Source organism: Mesorhizobium sp. CNPSo 4671, from assembly GCF_057784245.1.
Genome location: NZ_JBWLUW010000004.1, coordinates 528782 through 549862, shown reverse-complemented (window position 1 = coordinate 549862; position 21081 = coordinate 528782). Strand labels below are relative to the sequence as shown.

Here is a 21081-nt window from a genome sequence, read left to right as displayed (position 1 = left end):
GCGGGGCAAACGCCGGCAGGCCGATGCCCTTTGTCGTGCTTGCGGACCAGGAGACTGGCCAGATGGCGAGCCGGATTGAAACACAAGGTCTGCTGCATGGCCCGTGGATGAAACCGATACTGAAACACTTGGCGACCGCGAGCCTGGTCGGGCTTGTCCTGCTTCGACCGTTCCACGCCCGTGCGGATGAGGATGACGACGGCGATCACGACCGGGCGCGGGACCTTTACGAGCGTGGCGAAATAAAGGGCTTGGCCAACATCCTTGGCGTGGTTCACGCTGATGCTCCCGGCGATATCGTGGCTGTCGATTTCATCCGGATAGGCGACCGCTGGGTCTATCGCTTCCAGGTCGTCGCCCCCGACGGGCGCCGCCGGATCGTCGACGTCGACGCCGGCGCCGGCGTGCTGATGCGCGGCAGGGGCGGTGATTGATGAAGATACTCCTTGCCGAAGACGAGCCGCGCATCGCGAGCGACATCGCGGCGGTGCTCAAGGCCGCGGGGATGGCCGTCGATACCGTGCGCGACGGAGAGGCCGCGTGGTTCGCGGGTGACGTCGAGAACTACGACGCGGCGATCCTGGATCTCGGATTGCCGAAGCTCGACGGCCTGACGGTGCTGAAGCGCTGGCGGGCCAACAGACGCCGCTTTCCCGTCCTGATCCTGACGGCACGGGGCCTTTGGACTGAGCGCGTCGAAGGCATCAATGCGGGCGCCGACGATTACCTGCCCAAGCCGTTCGAAATGGACGAGCTGCTGGCGCGGCTGCGCGCGATCCTTCGCCGTTCGACGGGCCAGGCGGCACCGGTGCTGAAATCCGGACCGCTGGTCCTCGATACGCGCCAGATGCGCCTTTCGCTGCGCGGCGTTCCCGTCGCACTGTCACCGCTGGAATACCGGCTGATGGCGTTCCTGATGCATCATGCCGGGCGCGTGGTCGCGCCGACAGAACTCGCCGAGCATCTCTACGATTCCGGCAATGATCGCGATCCGAACACAATCGAGGTCATTGTCGCGCGCCTGCGCCGCAAGCTCGGCAACGACGTCATCGAGACTCGGCGCGGGTTCGGATATTTCGTACCCGACGAGCCGTCCTGATGGGCAATTCGATCCGCTTCAGGCTCTGGTCGGCGGCAACCATTTCGATTCTCGTCGCCCTTGCCATTGCCGGGGTCGGACTGCGCTATCTGTTCGAGCTGAATGTCGAGAGGCGTATCGTCGGCGAACTGACCGCCGATCTCAATGAGCTGATCGGCGCGACCAGCTTCGCGGCCAACGGCCAGCTTTCGGTCGCCCCTGGCCTGACTGACCCGCGCTTCACCAATCCGCTGTCGGGTCATTACTGGCAGGTGGAAGACCTAGCCAGCCATGGCCTGGTACGCTCGCGTTCGTTGTGGGACGCAACGCTTGCGTTGCCCGGCCAAGGCGCGAGCGGTGAACTGAGAACGATCGAGGAGCTCAAAGGGCCCGGCGGCGAACTCACCGTAGCCGTCGTGCGCACCATAACCGATGCCGACGGCCGGTCGTTTCGCGCCATCGTGGCGGAAGATCATAGCAGCGTCACGGTGTCGGTGCGCGAATATGTACGCGATCTCGTCCCGGCGCTCATCCTGCTCGCCGCCGCCCTCATGGTGGCCTTCTTCGTCCAGATCACTGTCGGCCTCGCGCCGCTGGAAAGCCTGCGGGTCGCCGTTCGAAACGTGATAGCGCAGCGGACGGCACGACTGGACGTGGCGGCGCCGAGCGAGGTGCAGCCGCTCGCCGACGAAATCAACCGCCTCCTCGATGCGCAGGAGAAGGCCCTTGCACGCGCCCGGTCGCGCGCCACCGACCTGGCGCATGGCCTCAAGACGCCGCTGCAGGTGCTGTCGGCCGACATCCGCGCCTTGCGCGGGAAGGGCGAAACCGAGCTGGCCGACGAGATCGAGAAGAGCGCCGGAGCGATCCGGCGTCATGTCGAGCGCGAACTCGCGCGCGCCCGTCTGGCGCCCGGCGTTTCCGGCAAGGCGTCGTGCCGGGTCAGGGAAGCCGCGGCCGGCGTCATTGCCGTCATCAAGCGCACGCCGGGCGGCAAGCAGCTCTCGTTCCTGATCGACGTCGCGGAGGATTTCATGGCGCCGGTCGACGAGGGCGACCTTTCGGAAATCCTCGGCAACCTGGTGGAGAACGCGGCGCGCTTCGCAAGATCCTCGGTCAAGGTCAATGCGCGGGCAACCGGCGGCGAGGTGTCCATCGCGGTCGCCGACGACGGCTCTGGCATCCCCGATGCGGACCGGGAATCCGCCCTGTCACGCGGGGTGCAGTTGGACAGCAAGGGCGGCAGCAGCGGGCTGGGCCTGGCCATCGTCTCCGACATTGTCGAAGCCTATGGCGGACGGCTGACGATGACCAACGCCGATCCCGGCCTGGTCGTGACCATCACCCTCCCCCGGCAGGGTTGATCGACGCTCAGGCAAAGCCTGGGAAATAGTCGACCTTTATCTTCGAGCGGCGAACACCCATGCCCAGCAGCATGTCGCGCAGCGCCTTGACCATGGCCTGGGGGCCGGAAATGTAGAAGGTCCGCTCCAGATAGTCGGGGATGGCCAGGCGCACCAGGCGCGCGTCGATATAGCCGGGATACTGGCCCCGCTCGGCCCCCCGAGCCACGGCAAGCACCGTCCTTATGCCCAGTTCCCGTTTCGCCGCCCCGAGCACATCGCGATAGGCGATGTCCTGCTGGGTCTCGGCTCCGTAGAGGACGACGATGGGCCGCCTTTCATGGCTGTCGATGAGGTATTGCAGCATCGAGCGGAATGGCGTGATGCCGATGCCGCCGGCCAGGAAGGCAATCTTGGTTTGGGGATTGGCCGGCAAGGTGAAGTCGCCGGCCAGCTGGGAGGCGTGGATCGTGCTGCCGGGCTTCATTGTGCCCAGCATTCGCTTGAAGGCGCTCGATTGCGGGTAGAACTTGACGCCAAGCCGTATGGATTGCTCCGTGGGCGCCGAAGCCACCGTGAAATAGCGGCGGTTGCCGCGATTGTCCGATCGGTCGAGTCCAAGTGTCCATTCCAGATACTGTCCAGCCTGGAAGGCAAGCTTTCGCGGTGACCTGAAGATGAAATCATAGCTGTCGACGGCCGATTGCTCGATGCGCTCGAGCGTCAACACGAAACGTCCTCTCGGGCTCACGGCGTAGGCAAACAGATTGCCGGTCAGAAGCGCCAGTTCCGGCGTGAAATAGAACGAGCCGACATGGATGTTGGGCGCGAACAGGAAGCCGACGATGGCGGCGAAGGCGATGCGCGGCCACCGTGTCGTCGGCGCCGTCAGCGGCTCGGTCAGCATCACGAAGGCGAAGAACAGCAGCGGCGACGAGCCCAGCGTCTCCGTCAGCGCGGCGGCGTATCGCGACGGCTCGGTGGTTACCAGGATTGTCGCCAGCGCGACGACACCGAAGGTGGCGACCAGATCGAGCCGGCGCAGCTTGCGCACCATCAGGAGGCCGCCGAAGAGCACGACGGGAAGCAATGGCAAATTGCCGCCGACCCACCAGGTGGCCGGCTGGTCGAGCAGCAGCGCGGTCAGCGCCACGCCCAGCGCCGCGGGATTGAAGACGTGTTTCCCGCCGATGGCGAGGATGAATTTGGATGAAATCGCCCAGACGCAGGCGAACACCACCGCGCATATCCCCTTGAGGTCCGTGACGGCCACCGGATCGAGGATGAGCGCCAGGATGAGGACGGTGATGTAGACCGACTCGTTGTTGGCCGGAACCTTGAAGACGGCGGCAAAAACCCTGTTGGTGATCCAGCAGGCGGCCAGCATCAGCCCCGTGGTGAAGGCGAGCATGACCGGATCATGCGGCACCAGTTTGAGGAAGCCGAGCACGAGGGCCGTGCCCAGCAGGGCGATCAGGTAATAGAGGACCAGCCGGTACATGGTCTGATGGTCGAGAAGCCGGTCGATGGTCTTGATCATGGCTGGCAAAAAGCTCCGAAGCCGCTCGTGGGCGTGGCTCGACTGTTGCTGTCGACGACGTAACCTTCGAGGCCGGGCGCCTGTTCGAGAAAGAAAATGCCCTCCCGGCCCATGGCGAAGGCGGCGGTGGCGAAACGGTCGGCCTCGAACACATCCGAGCCGATGACGGTCAGGCTGACGATTTCGGTGATCGGATCGCCGGCCCCGAGCGGATTGTAGATGTGCTGCCCGCGCACATAGGTGCCGGAGGTAGCGACGCCGTGTCCTCGCGGATAGACAATCTTGATGATCTCTTCGGCATTGAAGGGATTGCGGATGCCGACGCTCCAGTCGAGACCCGAAGCATTTCGGCCGCAGGACTGGATGTCGCCGCCCGCCTCGATGAAGAAATCGCCGACGCCGGCCTGGCGAACGATCCCGGCGGCATTGCGGATGGCCCAGCCCTTGACGATGCCGGACGGGTCCAGCGATCCGTCGGGCTTGCGGATGTCGAAATATCCGTCCGTCTGGCTTTTCGTCTGTGCGGCAAGCGCCATCACTTCCATCATTTCGGCGCTCCAGTCGCGGATCGGAAGATCACCCCGGTTGATGGCCGAAATCTCGCTGTCGGTCCTGTAGGTGCTGAAGCGGCGGTCTATATGCTCGAAATAATCGAAGACCGCGTCGACAAGCGTCGCGCCCGAGACACCGGCGATGTCGACGGTGACGGGCATGCCCATCAAGATCCTCGTGTCGCGCATGGATCAGGACGCTGCTTTCTTCAATGCGCCGCCAAGCGACTGGATGAAGGCCCTGCTGGTCAGCGTGGCGCCCGAAATGATGTCGACATTGGCGCTCTGCGCGCTGATCGCCTCGTCACGCAGCATCGGCAGCGCCTGCCTGTTGATGCTGATCGAGGTGCGGCGGTCATTGGGGTATTTCAGGACCTTGAGCGCCGTGAGACGGCCGCCTTGGATGGAAGCCTGAATCTGGATGAGGCCGTAATAGGCATCGGCGGCAGGACCGGTGTAGGTGCCGTCGACAAAGCCGTGCCCCGCCGACTTGGCGCCGGGACTCACAGCCAGCTTCATGGCGGCCTTGAAGACGCGGGCGGGTGCTTGCGGATAGTCCGGCCTCGGCTGGGGAATGGGGATATAGACGGCCGGGGTTACGGTGAAGGATGCTGCCCGCGGCACGGCATCGGCGATACGTTGAGCTGGCGCCTGTTCCGGCCGTGGTTCCGGCGCTTGGGAAAGCTGCGGAGGGCTGGCTGAGAGCGGCGGCTTTGTCGCCCGCGGCTTCGGGGCGGGCGCAGAGATCGCGGCGGTGGTTTCGCCACCGACCGATGTCGGCGTGGTCGCGGGAGGATCGAGTTGCACACGCTGCTGCCGGATTCCAGGCGATGGCGGTGCAGGCGCTGGAATGGGATCAGTTTGAACGGGGCTGGCCGGAGCAGGGGGCTGCGCCACACTGTCCTCGGCGGCATTGGCGGAGCCCGCCGTGTCGATCATGTCGCCGGCAGGGCCCTTGCCTGCCTGGTCCCATACATAGGCGCCCGAAGACGCGATCACGAAAAGTGACAGGGCAATCTGTTTCATCGGCTCGTTACACCTTCAATCCCGCGCCGGCGAATCGGCTTCGCGGCAATTTGGAAGCAATGTCTCACGATCCACCTGACAATTGGCTGTCAGGCGCGGACACCGTCGACAGCACCGATCCTTGAACCTCCAGTCGTCATCTCGGAACGAAGGGGACGAGGGCCGGCCGTCAACCAAACCTGCCCTCGCGGCCAGGCGCTGAACAAACCACTTCAAACCGGGCGACGGCTTCGCTACGCTTGCGGCCATGTCTCAATCCAGCACCGCAATCTTCGGCGCCCGTCGCGACCAGGCCTTTCCAACGCTCACCGAGGCTGACATCGAGCGCATGCGCCGCTTCGGCGAGGCCAGCGCCTATGCCGCCGGCGAGCACATCATCAAGGCCGGCGATGTCGCGCCCGGCCTGATCCTGGTCCTGTCGGGCAAGGTCGACATCACCCAGGATGGCCTCGGCCGGCGCGAGACGATCGTCACCCACGGCCCGGGCAGCTTCGTCGGCGAGCTGGCGCAGCTTTCGGCGCGGCCCTCGCTGGTCAATGCCGAAGCCGCCGAACCGGTCGAGGCCTTCGTCATCCCCTCGCAGCGCGTGCGCGACCTGATGGTGCAGGAGGCCAATCTCGGCGAGCGCATCATGCGCGCTCTGATCCTGCGTCGTGTCGGGCTGCTCGAAAGCGCCACCAGCGGGCCGATCATCATCGGACCGTTGGACAATGCCGACGTACTGCGGCTGCAAGGGTTCCTGGCCCGCAGCGGCCAGCCGCACCGCGTGCTCGATTCCGCCAGCGACCCCTGCGCCAAAACCCTGGTCGAGCGTTTCGACGTCGACCCGCACCACCTGCCGGTCGTGCTGTGCCCGAACGGCAGGCTGCTGATGAATCCGAGCGAGAACGACCTCGCCCGCTGCATCGGTCTGCTCAGGCCGATCGATGCCGATACGCTGTATGATGTGGCCATTGTCGGCGCCGGGCCGGCGGGGCTGGCGGCTGCCGTCTATGCCGCGTCGGAAGGCCTGTCGACCATCGTGCTCGATTGCCGGGCCTTTGGCGGGCAGGCCGGCGCCTCGGCCCGCATCGAGAACTATCTCGGCTTCCCGACCGGCATTACCGGGATGGCGCTGATGGCGCGCGCCTACAACCAGGCGCAGAAATTCGGCGTCGAAATGGTCATCCCGGACGAGGTGAAGCTGTTGAGTGCGGCGACCGACAATTCAGGCGCCCGCTATCTGCTCGATGTCGGCGACGGCGAAACGGTGCGCACGCGCAGCGTGGTGATCGCCAGCGGCGCGCGCTACCGGCGTCTCGACGTCGCCAATTTGTCGCAGTTCGAGGGAACCTCGGTGCACTATTGGGCCTCGCCCATCGAAGGGCGGCTTTGCACTGGCCAGGAAGTGGCGCTGGTCGGCGCCGGCAATTCGGCCGGGCAGGCGGCGGTCTACTTGGCCAGCCATGCGCGCAAGGTGGCGCTGCTGGCGCGCGGCGGCAGCCTCGATGCCTCGATGTCGCGCTATCTGGTCGAGCGCATCAAGGCGCAGCCGAATATCGAGGTGCTGACCGAGACCGAAATCGAGGCGCTGGAGGGCGAGGAGGGCAATCTTGCCTCTGTCCGCTGGCGCAACCGCGTCAGCGGCGAAGAGACGACGCGCCCGATCCGCCACCTCTTCCTGTTCATCGGCGCCGACCCGAACACCGACTGGCTGGCGCAATGCAATGTGGCGCTGGATGCCAAGGGGTTCATCCGCACCGGATCGGAGCTCGGACCGGAACATGGCCTGATGGAAACCAGCCGCAGCGGCGTGTTTGCCATCGGCGATGTGCGTTGCGGCTCGGTCAAGCGCGTCGCGGCGGCCGTCGGCGAAGGGGCCCAGGTGGTCGCGGCCTTGCATGCTTATCTAGGCAGGACAGTGACCACGCCGGCGCAACGCAACTGACCAGGAGAGTGTGATGGCGGATGAATGCAAGCATGCGGCTGGAATCAAGGATGTCACGCCGAGCGCACTCGGCTGCGAGGAATGCCTGAAGAGCGGCTCGTGGTGGGTGCATCTGCGGCTTTGCCGCACCTGCGGCCATGTCGGCTGCTGCGACGACTCGCCCAACCGCCACGCAACCAAACATTTTCACGCCACCAGCCATCCCGTCATCGAGGGCTACGATCCGCCGGAAGGCTGGGGCTGGTGCTATGTCGACGAGCTCTTTCTCGACCTTGGTGACCGCACGACGCCGCAGAACGGCCCGATCCCGCGATTTTATTAGGATCACGCGCCGCGTGCCTGATATGCCGATCTCGCGATCAGTCCCGCCTTGGCGTCACCGGCGTGGGTGTGGGATTGTCGACGCTGTTCTCGTTCACCTGGAAGGCTTTGCCTTGAACCTTCTTTTTCCTGAGGTCGTCGCCGGTCTCAGGCTGCGGCGGGCGCTTGGGATTTTCTTCGGTGTTGTCGTTGACGTCGGGGGCTCTGGTCATCGTGTCCTCCAGGGGCTGTCCCGGAGACAATGTTCGACGGGGCACGGGGTTCCGCCGGTGAAGCAGGACGCTCCTGCGATCAGGCGTTTGCAGCCGGACGCTCGTCGGTCTGTCGGGCCATTTGTGCCGGCATTCAGGGAACAGGAACAAGGCCGGCAACTCAACCGTCATGCGGGCTTGTGCTGTCGCACGATCCTCCATTCGTGCCAGATCAGCACCATGACGACAGCATCGAAGACGGTCAGGACCAGCAGGCCGAATGAATGGGTGTATGAGTAGCGGTAGACCTGGTAGATCATGAACAGGCCCAAAGCCGCGAGCGAGGCCGGGTAAGACCAGAGCTTGCCTCTCAAAAGCCCGGCAACCAGGGCAAGCTTTATCAGGCCGTGGCTGAGCAGGTAGAAGGCATAAAACTCCTTGCTGGCGATCGAGAAATGGCTTGCCATCTGCGACAGATGGCCAGCTATGAAATCGTTCGGATCTTCGATCAATTCCTCTGCGGTGAGGGCATTGACCCAGGAGGCAATGGTATCGGTCGTGACGACATAGAGCAGAATCCCGCCGACGCATTCGATCAGGGCATGCGCGCCCTTCAGCCATACGCTGACCTCGAAGATCTGATGGATGCGATGTTCATTGACGGGTTTCAAGTATCCACCTCACAACCAACCACGGAAACCCATGCCAAATGGATGTAGCTTTAACACACTGGATGAATGCCGCGGCCGGTATCAGCCCTTTTCTTGATAAAACGATGATCGGCGTCTCACAAATCGGCGTTCCTCTCATGGTGCTGGCTGTGGTGCTGCAATGGTGGGCGAAGGCTGACCGCCACCATATTCGTCACGCGGCCGTGTCGGCCGGTCTGGCGTTCTTGCTCAGCCTGGCGATCAACCAGTTCATCCTTCTGTTCGTGCATCGGATACGGCCCTACGATGCCGGCGTGACGCACCTGTTGATTGCGCCCAGTGCCGACTGGTCGTTCCCATCCGATCACGCGACAGCCAGCATTGCGATTGTTGCTGCCTTTGCGATGCAAGGTCTCCCGCGCCGGACGATCGCGCTTTTCATCACGGCATTGCTGATCTGCTGGTCGAGAATCTACATCGGGACTCACTACCTGACCGACGTTGTCGGTGGGGCCATAACTGGTGTCCTGGGTGCCGTCGTGGTGCGACTGGCTTACCGCGAGAACTCCCGGCTGGACAAACTGGTGACCCAAATTTTTTAGGTCGATTCTGTTTGAGGACATATTCAGGCGGAGGAGGGCGATCGGCGACCTCCTCGACATGCATGGTTCTTGCCGGCCCTGGGCCGGTCAATGCGAAGCTTCCTGACGGGCGCTCAGAGCCGACTGTTGGCAGTCTATCGCACCGACCCGGTGACCGTCCGGTCGACATCGGGAACGGATTTACGGTCATTGCCGGCAAGCGCCGCGATGATCAGCAGGCTGGCGACGACGGGAACGAACAGGACGGCGACGCGGGCCTGTACATGAAGAATGGCGCGCCATTCGTTGCTGCGCTTGTCGGGGCTGTCGCTCATCATACTCACTTTGCCATGGCCCCCCGGGGAGGTCACATAGAGGTGAACGGTTAAGCAACTCCTTCCGACTTCGTTAACAGGTGGGCTCAAGCGCGAAGTCAGCTAAGCCCGATGCGCCTTGCGCCTTGCCGGAACAGCGCCTCGGCATCGGGATCGAAGCGGAAGGTGCCGATGAAATCGTCGGCGCGATAGTCAGGCAATGTCTTGCGGATGGCGGCGGCAAAGCCGCGCGCCTCGTCGAGCCGGCCGGCCAGCGCCAGGCAGTGCGCGGCGATCGCCAGGATGATCGTATGCGCATTGGGCCGTGCCGCCGCCTTCAGCGCCCATTCGGCCGCCTCTTCGAACTGGCCGAGCCGGACATGCGACATAGCGCGCGACCCCAGCATGCCGAACAGCAGCGGATCGAAGGGGCTGAGATGCCGTGAATGGTCCGACGAGCTTATCGCCGCCTGCGGGTCGCCCGACTGCGAGTGGACGAAGGACAGCGCGTAGTGGCCAAGCGCGAAATTCGGGCTGAGATCCACCGCACGCCCAAGTTCGGAGAGTGAGCCGTCCTGCTCGCCTCGCAGCCACAGCGCCCGGCCCATCGCCCAGTGCGCGGCCGGATTGTGGTCGTCGACCAGCAGGCTGTGACCGGCGCTCTCATAGGCCAGCGCGCTTTCGCGGTCGCGGTCGCCCCAGCGCTGGAAGGCATTCTGCCAATGGGTGAAGGACAGGCCGGCATAGGCACGGGCAAAGGTCGGGTCGAGCTGCAAGGCCTTGTCGAAGAAATGCCGCGCCTGCTCGTTCTCGGCCTGGGTGAAGCGGTACATGTGCCAGAGGCCGCGATGATAGGCCTCCCAGGCATTGAGCGAATTCGGCGCCTTCAGCATGGCGCGGTTGCGCTCGACCGTTTCGATTTCGGCCGAGATCGACGACACGATGCTGTCGCCGATATCGTCGAGCATGGCGAAAAGGTCATCGGGCCGGCGCTCGAAGGTCTCGGCCCAGACGATCCTGGCGGTGCGCACCTCGATCAGTTCGACGCTGACGACGAGGCGGCCGGTCAGGCTACGCACGGTGCCGGTGGCGACATAGTCGACGCCAAGTTTTCTGCCGGCCTCCTCCGGCGCGATGGTCGTCTGCGCCAGCGCGAACACCGATCCGCGCGCGATGACGAAGAAATCTCGAAGCTTGGCGAGACGGGTGATGATGTCATGGGTAAAACCGTCGGCCAGCCCGCCGCGCGCGCCACTTTCTTCGACAAACGGCATCACCGCCAGCGAAGCCTGGCTTGGCTCAACCGGACCGGCATCGCCTGATGTGACGACCAATTGCGGTACCATGGACAGGCAGGCCGGCTGCGCCTTAAGCGGGCTGCCGGACTGTTGGTCGCGGATCGCCTGCCAGGCCGCGCGAAGCGGGGCGAAATCCAGCTCTTCCGACTGGAACAGGCGAGCCGCCGAAGCCAGATGTGCCTCGGCCGCGCCAATGGCACCACGCGCGGCCAGATTGGTCAGCAAGGCCAGATGCGCGCGCGTGTCGAAGGGCGCCAACTCGACCCATTTGTCGAGATGCATGGACATTTCGGGGGAGCCCGCCGGGTGGTTTGCGGCAAGCTGCTCCAATACAGCGGCGTGGAATGCGTGAAAACGCCGGCGCTGGGCGGTCAGCCAGCTGTCGAAAAGCGGGCTTCGTTCGAGCACCAGCCCGTCGAGCAGATCGCCGGCGAAGAGTTTTGCCAGTGCTAGCAGCCGCTCCGCATCCAGCGTGGCGATTCCTTGCGCGGCGGCGTGGCCAACCGCTAGCGCGTCGACAAGGCAGCGGTCGAGATCGAGCGCGATCGTATCGCCCTGGGTGGTGACCCGGCGCCTATCCGGCATGTCGAGGGCGGCGCGCAGCTTGCTCAGGCACCAGCGCAGTTCGCCGCGGGGATCGTTGGGCACATCCCACAGCAGTTCGCACAGGCGGCCGCGCCCCACGGCGTGCGGCGCCAGCGCCAGATAGGCGAACAGCGCGCGCAGCTTGCGCGAGGCCGGCAGCGCCACGGGCGCGCCATCACGCAGGATTTCCAGCGGTCCGAGCAGCCGCACGGACAGACGCGGCCTGTCGCCGTCCAGCCTCGATGGTGCGGATTCCACGTCCGTTCCCACGCCTGCTCCCACGCTGGCCCGTCGGCCCTTGCTGTATCACCAAACACGACACGGCGCATCCGGCGGCGAATCTCGCGCCGCATGCGGCCGTTGCCGCATCGCCGGCACGTCAGTCCTAGCGTGGCAAGGTCTCGAAACCTCGCCGCCCAACCCGCCGGTTTGTAACCGGCCTGTGATGACAACGAGCACAGACAAGGAGTTCTTCCATGTTGCAGCAACGGAAAATCAGAACCACGGCCGGGCGCGGCCGCCTGTTCGACAGCATTCTGGACACTGTCGGCGACACGCCCGTGATCCGCATCAACAATCTCGCACCGGCCCACGCGACGATCTACGTCAAGGCCGAGTTCTTCAATCCGGCTGCATCGGTGAAGGACCGGCTGGCGCTCAACATCATCGAGGAAGGCGAGCGCAGCGGCGCGCTGAAACCCGGCCAGACGGTGGTCGAGGCGACCAGCGGCAACACCGGCATCGGGCTTGCCATGGTCTGCGCGCAGAAGGGCTATCCGCTGGTGGTCACCATGGCCGACAGCTTTTCGGTCGAGCGCCGCAAGCTGATGCGCATGCTGGGCGCCAAGGTGGTGCTGACGCCACGCGCCGAAAAAGGCTTTGGCATGTACAAGAAGGCGGTGGAGCTGGCCGAGGCCAATGGCTGGTTCTTGGCCCGCCAGTTCGAGACGGCGGCCAATGCCGCCATCCACGAGGCGACCACGGCGCGCGAGATCGTCAATGATTTTGCCGGCTCGCGGCTAGACTGTTTCGTCACTGGCTATGGCACCGGCGGCACCGTCGTCGGCGTGGCGCGCGTGCTGCGCCGCGAGCGGCCGGAAACCCGCATCGTGCTTTCCGAACCGGCCAATGCGCAGCTGGTCGGCAGCGGCAAGGCGCAGCAGCGCGGTGCCCATGGCGCCCCTGCCGCCAGCCATCCGGCCTTCGAGCCGCATCCGATCCAGGGCTGGACGCCGGACTTCATCCCCAACGTGCTGCAGGAAGCGATCGACGCCAGCCTCTATGACGAGGTGATGCCGATTGCCGGACCCGAAGGCATCAAATGGGCAAAGGCCCTGGCGCAGAAGGAAGGCATCTTCACCGGCATTTCCGGCGGCGCCACCTTCGCCGTGGCGCGGCAGGTCGCGGAGAAGGCGCCGGCCGGATCGGTGATCCTGTGCATGCTGCCCGATACTGGCGAGCGCTACATGTCGACGCCGCTGTTCGACGGCATCGAGGCCGAGATGGATGCCGACGAGATGGCGCTGTCGCGCTCGACGCCCGGCTGCCAATTCCCCGCGGCTTGACGGGAGACCGGTCATGGACATCGCGCAGGAAAGCCTCGGCATGCTGGCCGAGGAAACGCTCGACCCCGCCGACTGGGCCGCAGTCCAGGCCCTGTCGCACCAGGTCATCGACGATGCCGTCGATTATCTGAGCGATGTCAGGGAGCGCCCGGCCTGGCGGGAGATGCCGGCGGAGGTGAGAGAGGCCTTCGCGGCACCCCTGCCGCGCTTCCCCGCGCCGCTGTCCGCTGTCTACAACGAGGTCTCGCGCACGGTGATGTCCTATCCCATGGGCAACATCCATCCGCGCTTCTGGGCCTGGTACATGGGGTCGAGCAACTTCACCGGCGCGCTCGGCGACTTCCTGGCGGCAATCCAGGGCTCCAATCTCGCCGGCGGCAACCACGCCGCCGGGCTGATGGACAGCCAGGTGGTGAATTGGTGCAAACAGATGCTGGGCCTTCCCGCTTCCGCCTCCGGCACGCTGGTCAGCGGCGGCTCGATGGCCAACATCATCGGGCTGACGGTGGCGCGCAACACCAAGGCCGGCATCGATGTGCGCGAGCATGGCGTCGCGGCAATCGAAAAGCCGCTGCGTTTCTATGGCTCGGACCAGATCCACTCCTGCCACCGCAAGGCGATGGAAGCGCTCGGTCTCGGCAACCGCGCGCTGCGCCGCATCCCGACCGACGCCGCCCTACGCATCGACATATCGGCCTTGCGAGCGGCGATTTCAGAGGATCGCGCGGCTGGCTTCAAGCCAGCTTGCGTCATCGGCAATGCCGGCACGGTCAACACCGGCGCGATCGACGATCTGCGTGCACTGGCCAAACTCGCGCATGAAGAAGACATGTGGTTCCATGTCGATGGCTGCATCGGCGCGCTGATTGCGATCGCGCCCGACAATGCGCATCGCGTTGCCGGCATCGAATGGGCGGATTCGGTCGCGCTCGATCCGCACAAATGGCTGCATGCGCCGTTCGAGGTCGGCTGCGCCCTCGTCAGGGATGCCGTCGCGCATCGCCGAACCTTCGCGGTGACGCCGGAATATCTGGAATCGACGCCGCGCGGCCTTGCCTCGGGCGAGTGGCTGCACGATTACGGCCTGCAGACCTCGCGCGGCCTTCGCGCGCTCAAAGTCTGGATGGCGCTGAAGGAGCATGGCGTCGACAAATTCGGCCGCCTCATCGACCAGAACATCGCGCAGGCCTCCTATCTCGCCGGGCTGATCGAGGCCGAGCCGCTGCTGGAGCTGGCGATGCCGCCGACCATCAACATCGTCTGCTTCCGCTACCAGCCGGGTATCACCGGCGAGGCGCTGAAGGCGCTCAACACCGAGATCATGCTGCGCCTGCAGGAACTGGGCATCGCCGTGCTTTCCGACACCACCGTGCATGGCGAGCACTGGCTGCGCGTTGCGATCGCCAACCACCGCACAAGGCGCGACGACCTCGACGTTCTGGTCGCCGAGACAGTGCGGCTGGGGCGGGAGATCATGTCGGACGGCTCTCCCCGGAAATAGCCTGAAAAACGCGAGCGACAGGCATGGGCGGCCATGCGATTCTGCGGCGGTGATTCGGGAGGTCCGACCGTGACGCTGTTTCGTATGGCCGTGCTCGCGGCGCTCGTCTGCACCAATTCGGCTGAGGCTGCCGATATGGCCTTCTTCGTCAAGAACCTGCGCAAGGAAGGGGTTGCGGTCGAGCTGTTCAGCCGCGACCGCGAAACGGTCTGGCCGGGCAACGGCAAGGTGTTCCTGATCGACCCGAATTCCCAGAAATCGGTGCCGCTGTCCTGCAATTCAGGGGAGCGCATCTGCTACGGCGCCTGGGTCGATGGCAACGACCGGATCTCGGCCGGCGTCGGGCCTGATAACGACCAGCCTTGCGACACCTGCTGTTTCATCTGCGTGGAACACACCACCGAGACAATCGATCTGGTGCCGTGATTGGCGCCTCCGCGCAGGGGGTCACGTCAGTCCGGCAGACCGGCCTTGCGAAAACCAGCTATGAAATGCTCACGCATCGCGTCGTCGCGGAACGGCTCAGTCCAGACCCAGTAGCTGGTGGTGAAATGCGGGTTGCCGATGAGGAACATTTCGACTTCGGCGCGCGCCTCGTCGAGTCGGCCGAGTTGCGCCAGGCTTGCCGCCAGGAAACGGCGTGAGCTCGTCCGATAGGTCTCCTCCCGGCGCAAGGTCTCGACGGCGGCTTCGTAATCGCGCGCCGCATATTGCGCCTCGCCGAGCGTCAGATAGTACCAGCTTGCCGGATAGGGATTGAGCCGGAACGCCTTGCGGATGTGCTCGAGGCCTTCCTCGACCCGTCCAGCCAGCACTGCGATGTCGGACAATGTCGCCCAGGCGTCAGCCTCGTTCGGGTCGAGTTCGAACGCCTTGGCGAATTCGACATCCGACTCTTCGAAGCTGCGCTCGTAAGCCAGCAGATTGCCGAGCACCCAGCGGCAGCCGGCATCGTTGGGATCGATCGCCACGGCCCTGCGCGCCAGTTCCAGCGCGATGCGGCGGTTGGGTTCGACCGCCTCGCCCCAATGCACCCATCCCATCCAATGGTTCATGGCAAGCCAGCGATGGGCTTCGGCGTAGTCCGGATCGAGGGACACAGCGCGCGTCAGCAGCAGATGCGCTTCCCGCGCCGTCTGCGGCGATTCGTCGATCAGCTTGCGCGCCCGCACGCACAGATCGTAGGCCTCGAGATTTGTCGGCCGGTTGCGTGGCGGCGGCGTGCGCAGCCGGCCGAGCAGCGCCTCGACGATCTTGGCCGTGGCCTCGTCCTGAACGGCGAAGATATCGTCCAGGCCGCGATCGAAGCGTTCGGCCCACAGATGCTCGCCGCTCTTGGCGTCGACCAGCTGTGCGTTGATGCGCACGCGCCCCGCGGCGCGCCTGGCGCTGCCCTCCAGGAGATAGCGCACGCCAAGCTCCTCGGCGATCGCGCGCACGTCCATCGCCTTGCCCTTGTAGGCAAAGGTCGAGTTGCGCGCGATGACGAACAGGCCAGGGGCCCTGGACAGGTCGGTGATCAAATCCTCGGTCAACCCGTCTGCGAAGGCCTCCTGCTCGGGGTCGTTGCTGAGGTTGACGAAAGGCAGCACCGCTATCGACGGTTTGTCGGGCAGCGGCAAGGGTTTGCGCTTCGCGCGGTCGAGCTGTTCGATGGCGCCGGTGAAGCGGTAGCCGACGCGGGGCACCGTCGATATCCATTCACCGCCTTCGGCGGGCGGGCCAAGCAGCTTGCGCAGCTGCGCGATCTGGACGGTGAGGTTGCCTTCCTCGACCGCCGTCCCCGGCCATGCCGCGTCCATCAACTCGGCTTTCTCCAGGATTTCGCCCGGCCGTCCGACGAGTGCGGCAAGCAGCTTCAGCCCGCGATAGCCGACGGCAACGGGATCGTCGTTCCGAAGCAGCGTTCCCGCACCCGGATCAAGCACGAACGGACCAAAGGCAAAGCGCGATCCCTGCATGGGCGCATCTATAGAGCAATTCGGGGCAAAGCGTGAGGCGATTTTATCGGGAAAAGCGCGCAGCAGTATCCCCGCGCAACTGTGTCAAAACAAAGAGTTAGAGCCCATTTGGAACTTTTGAGAACTATTTGGCAGGGCTTAATTACGGCGCCGTCAATATCCTGCAGAGTTCAACCTCTTTCAGATCGCGGGCGGCCCATTCTCAACCCTATGGGCGCCAAACCACATGGAGGTTGCCATGACCAATATTTTTGCTTCGGCCTCGCATCAGGCAGTGCGGCGGGGAATGTGTGTGGGGCAGACATCGCGCCGGCGCTACAGCCTTGCGAGCCTGCGAAACACCATCGTCACCTGGCGTCAACAGACACGCTTTCGCTGGGACCTCAAGCGGATCTCGGAAGTCAATCCGCATCTGATCGACGACATCGGTCTGACCAGGCGGCAGGTCGAGGAAGAGATCGCCAAGCTGCCCTTCTGGCAACGATAGGGCGAGGCCTGCAATGACGCCTGTTCGTCGTTTAGCCCCTGCGATTATATTAGGGATTGTCGCTATCATCCCTTTAGCGCCGGCCCCCGTCATGGCATGATGACCCCATCGGCCGTGGGGGCCGATTCTTCATCGGGGGTTTCCATGTCTTTCATACCAGCGCGCCGGCTTGCCGCCGCGTTTTCGTTCGCCGTCCTGTTTGCATCGTCAGCCCATGCCGGCGACGTCACCTTTTCCGTCAAGAACAGCCATCCCAACGCCATGCGCCTTGAACTCTACAGCCAGGACCGCGACTATGTCTGGCCGGGCAACGGCAAGGACTTCTATCTCGACGACGGCGAGACCAAATCGTTGCCGATTTCCTGCAACGAGGGCGAATCGATCTGCTACGGCGCCTGGGTCGATGGCGACGAGGGCACCTATTGGGGCGTCGGCCCCGGCAACAAGGAAAAATGCGACGACTGCTGCTACACCTGCAGCGGCGGCGAGACCGAGGAGATCAATCTCGTCCCCTGACCGGTTTGCCAGCTTGACGGTTTTCCCATTCGAGCCATAGCCTGCACCGAGACGATCACCCAGAGCACGCCGTGCGGCGGCGTGCTCCAGGCAACAGGAGCACGGCGATGGCAGGCACGGTCGAAGGCGAGAAGATCGACGTCGGCTTTGCCGGCAAGCGCTGCATCCATTCGCGCAATTGCGTGCTTGGCGACCCGCATGTCTTCGTGCCCAACGCGCCGGGCCAATGGATCCATCCCGATGCGGCCAGCGTCGAAAAAATCGTCGCCATCGCCGAAAGCTGCCCGTCCGGCGCCATCACCTATGTCAGGAAGGATGGCGGGCCGCAGGAGCAGCCGCCGGTGGTCAACACCGTGCGGCTGCGCGAAAACGGCCCGCTCGCCGTGCACGCCGAGATCGTGCTCGACGGCGAAACCTCCTATCGCGCCACGCTCTGCCGCTGCGGCGCCTCGGAAAACAAGCCGTTCTGCGATGGCAGCCATACCAAATCGGGTTTCACCGCCACCGGCGAACCGGCGCTGAAGGACACGCCGGCGCTGGAGGCGCGCAATGGCCCGCTGAAAGTGACGCCGACCACCAATGGCCCGCTCAAGCTCGAGGGCAATGTCGAGATCGTCACCGGCACCGGCCACACGATCGACCGCACGCAACGCACCTTCCTCTGCCGCTGCGGCCACTCGGCCAACAAGCCGTTTTGCGACAACACGCATAAAAAGATTGGCTTTGTGGCATGAAAGGCCGTTCGGCAGCGTTAGTGTAGGATGAGGGTTCGCGCTCAGGAGGAAATCCACCATGCGCACCATGCTCGTACTTGCTCTGCTTGCCTTTGCCATGCCCGCCTATGCCGCCAATCATGCGGTCCAGATCAAGGGCATGAAATTTAACCCGTCGAAAATCTCGGTCGCCGTTGGCGATACCATCACTTTCACCAATGCCGACTCGATGACGCACACCGCCACCGCACTCGATGGCTCCTTCGACACCGGCCATCTCGCCACCGGCAAGAGCGCCAAGGTCAAGGTTTCGGCTGCCGGCGCACATCCATTCCATTGTGCAATCCACAGCTCGATGAAGGGCACTGTCACGGCCAAATAGCGGCATCCTCGCCAGAAGACTTCTTGCGTTGGCGGGAGAAATGCCCCTGGCGTTGCGGCCAAAGTTGCCGATCTCCTCTCTTGGGGGAGATCGGAGTTCGTATGGCGGTCATCGCGCGTTGGCCCAGCGCTCGCGGCTTTATCGGCGGGCTCGTATCGGCTAAGGGCGGGGAAGTAAAATTCCCTACCCGTCCGGATCGCCAAGAATGACCGCCAAGACCAAGCCAAAACCACTGTTCCTCGGCATCGACACCGGCGGCACCTATACCGATGCCGTGCTGTGGTCCGAGACCGAAGGCCCACAGCAGGGGCCGAACAAGGGCAAGGTGCTGGCCAAGGCCAAGGCGCTGACCACCAGGCATGATCTCGCCGTCGGCATCTCCGGCGCTGTCGACGCGGTGCTGGAGAAAGCCGGCACCGATCCGGCTGCGATCAAACTGGTGTCGATGTCGACGACGCTTGCCACCAATGCGCTGGTCGAGGGCCAAGGTGGCCGCGTGGCGCTCGTCATGATCGGCTTTTCCGAAGCCGACCTCGCCCGTGACGGGCTGAAGACGGCGCTCGGCACCGATCCGGTGGTGTTTTGTCCGGGCGGCCATGATGTGCACGGCAATGCCGCCAAGCTCGACCTGTCCGGGCTGGAGGCCGCCTTGCCGGAACTTGGCGCCTCGGTGTCCGGCTTTGCCGTCTGCGCCTATTTCGCCACCCGCAACCCGGCGCACGAAATCGCCGCCCGCGAGCTGATCCGCGAGAGGACCGGCCTGCCGGTCACCGCGAGCCACGAACTGTCGGCCAAGCTCGGCGGCCCGCGCCGGGCGCTGACCACGCTGCTCAACGCCAGGCTGATCTCGATGATCGACCGGCTGGTGGCGGCGACCGAAGGGTTTTTGGAAGCCCGCAACATCGCCGCCCCGCTGATGGTGGTGCGCGGCGACGGCGCGCTGGTCTCGGCGGCGTTTGCCCGCCAGCGGCCGATCGAAACCATCCTCTCCGGTCCGGCAGCCAGCCTCGTCGGCGCCCGCCATATGACCGGGCTCGACAATGCCGTGGTCTCCGACATTGGCGGCACCACCACCGACGTCGCGGTGCTCGACAAGGGCCGGCCGCGGCTTGATCCCGAAGGCGCCACCGTCGGCGGTTTCCGCACCATGGTCGAGGCCGTCGCCATGCGCACCTTCGGCCTTGGCGGTGATTCTGAAGTGGCGTTGGAGGACGGCGCGCTTAATCCGAAGATCCTGCTTGGGCCGCGCCGCCTGGTGCCGCTGGCGCTGGCCGGCATGGCGCATGGCGACGCCGTCAAATCGGAACTCGAGCGCCAGCTGCGCGCGCCCAATCCCGGCCGCATGGATGGCCGTTTCGCGGTCCGCACCGGCGTGCCGGACAGGCTTGCCGCCGGGCTGACCGCTCCCGAAGCGCGCCTCTACGAGGCGATCGGCGCGACCCCGCTTGCCCTCGACAGGCTGCTGACCTCGAACGCCCAGAACGCCACCTTGAACCGGCTGGTCTCGCGCGGGCTGGTGCATATCTCAGGCTTCACCCCGTCGGACGCCGCACACGTGCTGGGCAAGCAGGCCAATTGGGATGCCGTCACCGCCCGCCTCGGCGCCGAATTGTTCGCCCGCAAGCGCGACGGCCGAGGCCAGCCCATTGCCGCGTCACCGGAGGTGATCTCGGACCGCGTGCTGGTGACGCTGACACGCTGGTCGGCCGAATACATCCTCGAAACCGCCTTCGCCGAGGACGGGCTCGACGGCGCGGCGACCGTGGCGCACGCGCTGGTCCAACGCGCCGTCGATGCCCATCCCGGCATCGCCCGGCTGAGCGTCGCGCTCGACCGCCCCGTCATCGGCCTCGGCGCCTCGGCGCCGCTGCATTATGCCGGCCTGGCGCCGCTGGTTGGCAATGAGTGCGTGGTGCCGGAAGACACCGATGTCGCCAACGCGCTCGGCGCCGTCGTCGGCCAGGTCAGGGTGTCTGCCGAGGCGCGGGTCAGCCAACCCAGGGAAGGGCTGTTTCGTCTTGCCTCCGGAGAAACAGTCCGCGATTTCCTAGACGAGGCGGCGGCGATCGCGGCCGCCGAGGCCGATGTGCGGGCGATCGTCGCCGAGCGCGCCCGCGACGCCGGCACCGACAGCGCCGAGATTGACGTCGCGACCGAGTTCAAGGTTTCCACCGTCGAGGCCCAGCGCATGTTCATTGAGGCGCATGTGGTGGCGGTGGCCTCGGGACGGCCGAGGATCGCGGTGTAGCCCTCTTCCTTCTCCCCGTTTCACGGGGAGAAGGTGCCCGAAGGGCGGATGAGGGGCAGCGCCGACGAAATACAGTTTCACTATGTCGCCACTTCAGTGGACGCCGCGCCGCCCCTCATCTGGCTGCCGCCATCCCGGCCCTTCGCTGTCGCTTCGGGCGTTCGTCATTCGAAAAGCCAAGCAATTGGCTTTTCGTCCGCTATGCGGATCATTCCACACCCCCGTAAACGGGGAGAAGGACGCTGTTGCCACCACCTTCGCCAACTTACCTAAATACGCACCTTCACCCTAAGCTGAATTGAC

The 21081-nt window shown here is 64.8% G+C and carries 22 protein-coding genes; 14 read left to right on the top strand and 8 right to left on the bottom strand.

Features of this window, described 5'->3' with window-relative positions:
• The first annotated feature begins 62 nt into the window (after positions 1-62).
• Genes AC04SF_RS14680 through AC04SF_RS14670 form a run of 3 tightly spaced genes read left to right on the top strand, consistent with a single transcriptional unit; the run spans position 63 to position 2442 of the window.
• Complete coding sequence (locus tag AC04SF_RS14680; RefSeq protein ID WP_488478387.1) at positions 63-434, top strand: PepSY domain-containing protein; 372 nt, start codon at positions 63-65, stop codon at positions 432-434.
• Entirely contained in the window at positions 434-1099 is a 666-nt protein-coding gene (locus tag AC04SF_RS14675) for a response regulator transcription factor (RefSeq protein WP_488478611.1), read from the top strand. The genes AC04SF_RS14680 and AC04SF_RS14675 overlap by 1 nt, the downstream gene beginning before the upstream one ends.
• Complete coding sequence (locus tag AC04SF_RS14670) at positions 1099-2442, top strand: sensor histidine kinase (RefSeq protein WP_488478386.1); 1344 nt, start codon at positions 1099-1101, stop codon at positions 2440-2442. Before AC04SF_RS14675 ends, AC04SF_RS14670 begins: the two co-directional genes overlap by 1 nt.
• A 7-nt stretch (positions 2443-2449) precedes the next feature.
• Here AC04SF_RS14670 and AC04SF_RS14665 read toward each other — a convergent pair whose 3' ends face one another.
• The 3 genes from AC04SF_RS14665 to AC04SF_RS14655 are packed head-to-tail and all read right to left on the bottom strand — an operon-like array spanning position 2450 to position 5538.
• Entirely contained in the window at positions 2450-3961 is a 1512-nt protein-coding gene (locus tag AC04SF_RS14665; RefSeq protein ID WP_488478385.1) for an RnfABCDGE type electron transport complex subunit D, read from the bottom strand.
• Positions 3958-4680, bottom strand: coding sequence for an FAD:protein FMN transferase (locus tag AC04SF_RS14660; protein ID WP_488478384.1), 723 nt, complete (start codon positions 4678-4680; stop codon positions 3958-3960). The genes AC04SF_RS14665 and AC04SF_RS14660 overlap by 4 nt, the downstream gene beginning before the upstream one ends.
• A 24-nt stretch (positions 4681-4704) precedes the next feature.
• On the bottom strand, positions 4705-5538 hold the full coding sequence (locus AC04SF_RS14655) for an FMN-binding protein (RefSeq protein WP_488478383.1): 834 nt from the start codon (positions 5536-5538) through the stop codon (positions 4705-4707).
• 247 nt (positions 5539-5785) lie between these two features.
• On the opposite strand from AC04SF_RS14655, the gene AC04SF_RS14650 reads away from it, so the two are divergent.
• Both AC04SF_RS14650 and AC04SF_RS14645 read left to right on the top strand, forming a co-directional pair.
• Complete coding sequence (locus AC04SF_RS14650) at positions 5786-7465, top strand: FAD-dependent oxidoreductase (RefSeq protein ID WP_488478382.1); 1680 nt, start codon at positions 5786-5788, stop codon at positions 7463-7465.
• Positions 7466-7478: 13 nt separating this feature from the next.
• Entirely contained in the window at positions 7479-7787 is a 309-nt protein-coding gene (locus AC04SF_RS14645; RefSeq protein WP_488478381.1) for a UBP-type zinc finger domain-containing protein, read from the top strand.
• Positions 7788-7824: 37 nt separating this feature from the next.
• Here AC04SF_RS14645 and AC04SF_RS14640 read toward each other — a convergent pair whose 3' ends face one another.
• Positions 7825-7998, bottom strand: coding sequence for a hypothetical protein (locus AC04SF_RS14640; RefSeq protein ID WP_488478380.1), 174 nt, complete (start codon positions 7996-7998; stop codon positions 7825-7827).
• 167 nt (positions 7999-8165) lie between these two features.
• Complete coding sequence (locus AC04SF_RS14635) at positions 8166-8648, bottom strand: DUF2127 domain-containing protein (protein WP_488478379.1); 483 nt, start codon at positions 8646-8648, stop codon at positions 8166-8168.
• Positions 8649-8686: 38 nt separating this feature from the next.
• On the opposite strand from AC04SF_RS14635, the gene AC04SF_RS14630 reads away from it, so the two are divergent.
• Entirely contained in the window at positions 8687-9229 is a 543-nt protein-coding gene (locus AC04SF_RS14630; RefSeq protein WP_488478378.1) for a phosphatase PAP2 family protein, read from the top strand.
• A 134-nt stretch (positions 9230-9363) separates the two neighbouring features.
• On the opposite strand, the gene AC04SF_RS14625 is transcribed toward AC04SF_RS14630, so the two are convergent.
• Both AC04SF_RS14625 and AC04SF_RS14620 read right to left on the bottom strand, forming a co-directional pair.
• Positions 9364-9543 (bottom strand): hypothetical protein, encoded by a 180-nt coding sequence (locus AC04SF_RS14625; protein WP_488478377.1) that lies wholly within the window; start codon positions 9541-9543, stop codon positions 9364-9366.
• 98 nt (positions 9544-9641) lie between these two features.
• The gene (locus AC04SF_RS14620) at positions 9642-11663 is read right to left on the bottom strand and encodes a transcriptional regulator (RefSeq protein ID WP_488478376.1); all 2022 of its coding nucleotides are present in this window, start codon (positions 11661-11663) and stop codon (positions 9642-9644) included.
• 218 nt (positions 11664-11881) lie between these two features.
• Here AC04SF_RS14620 and AC04SF_RS14615 point away from each other — a divergent pair, with 218 nt between their 5' ends.
• The 3 genes from AC04SF_RS14615 (at position 11882) to AC04SF_RS14605 (ending at position 14897) form a co-directional block, all read left to right on the top strand.
• Complete coding sequence (locus AC04SF_RS14615) at positions 11882-12970, top strand: PLP-dependent cysteine synthase family protein (protein ID WP_488478375.1); 1089 nt, start codon at positions 11882-11884, stop codon at positions 12968-12970.
• 13 nt (positions 12971-12983) lie between these two features.
• Positions 12984-14471, top strand: coding sequence for a pyridoxal phosphate-dependent decarboxylase family protein (locus AC04SF_RS14610; protein WP_488478374.1), 1488 nt, complete (start codon positions 12984-12986; stop codon positions 14469-14471).
• 69 nt (positions 14472-14540) lie between these two features.
• A complete protein-coding gene (locus AC04SF_RS14605) occupies positions 14541-14897 on the top strand; it encodes a hypothetical protein (RefSeq protein WP_488478373.1) in 357 nt (118 codons plus the stop codon).
• A gap of 26 nt (positions 14898-14923) precedes the next feature.
• Here AC04SF_RS14605 and AC04SF_RS14600 read toward each other — a convergent pair whose 3' ends face one another.
• Positions 14924-16432, bottom strand: a complete 1509-nt coding sequence (locus tag AC04SF_RS14600; protein WP_488478372.1) for a winged helix-turn-helix domain-containing tetratricopeptide repeat protein — start codon at positions 16430-16432, stop codon at positions 14924-14926.
• A 238-nt stretch (positions 16433-16670) separates the two neighbouring features.
• Here AC04SF_RS14600 and AC04SF_RS14595 point away from each other — a divergent pair, with 238 nt between their 5' ends.
• The 5 genes from AC04SF_RS14595 to AC04SF_RS14575 all read left to right on the top strand — a co-directional run bounded on the left by AC04SF_RS14595 (position 16671) and on the right by AC04SF_RS14575 (position 20778).
• Positions 16671-16919 (top strand): DUF1127 domain-containing protein, encoded by a 249-nt coding sequence (locus AC04SF_RS14595; RefSeq protein WP_202352041.1) that lies wholly within the window; start codon positions 16671-16673, stop codon positions 16917-16919.
• Positions 16920-17063: 144 nt separating this feature from the next.
• Positions 17064-17435: a hypothetical protein gene (locus tag AC04SF_RS14590; protein WP_096452194.1), complete on the top strand. Its 372-nt coding sequence runs from the start codon at positions 17064-17066 to the stop codon at positions 17433-17435.
• Between the two features lie 107 nt (positions 17436-17542).
• Positions 17543-18169 (top strand): CDGSH iron-sulfur domain-containing protein, encoded by a 627-nt coding sequence (locus AC04SF_RS14585; RefSeq protein ID WP_488478371.1) that lies wholly within the window; start codon positions 17543-17545, stop codon positions 18167-18169.
• 58 nt (positions 18170-18227) lie between these two features.
• On the top strand, positions 18228-18530 hold the full coding sequence (locus tag AC04SF_RS14580) for a cupredoxin domain-containing protein (protein WP_488478370.1): 303 nt from the start codon (positions 18228-18230) through the stop codon (positions 18528-18530).
• Positions 18531-18735: 205 nt separating this feature from the next.
• Positions 18736-20778, top strand: coding sequence for a hydantoinase/oxoprolinase N-terminal domain-containing protein (locus AC04SF_RS14575; protein WP_488478369.1), 2043 nt, complete (start codon positions 18736-18738; stop codon positions 20776-20778).
• Positions 20779-21081: the final 303 nt, after the last annotated feature.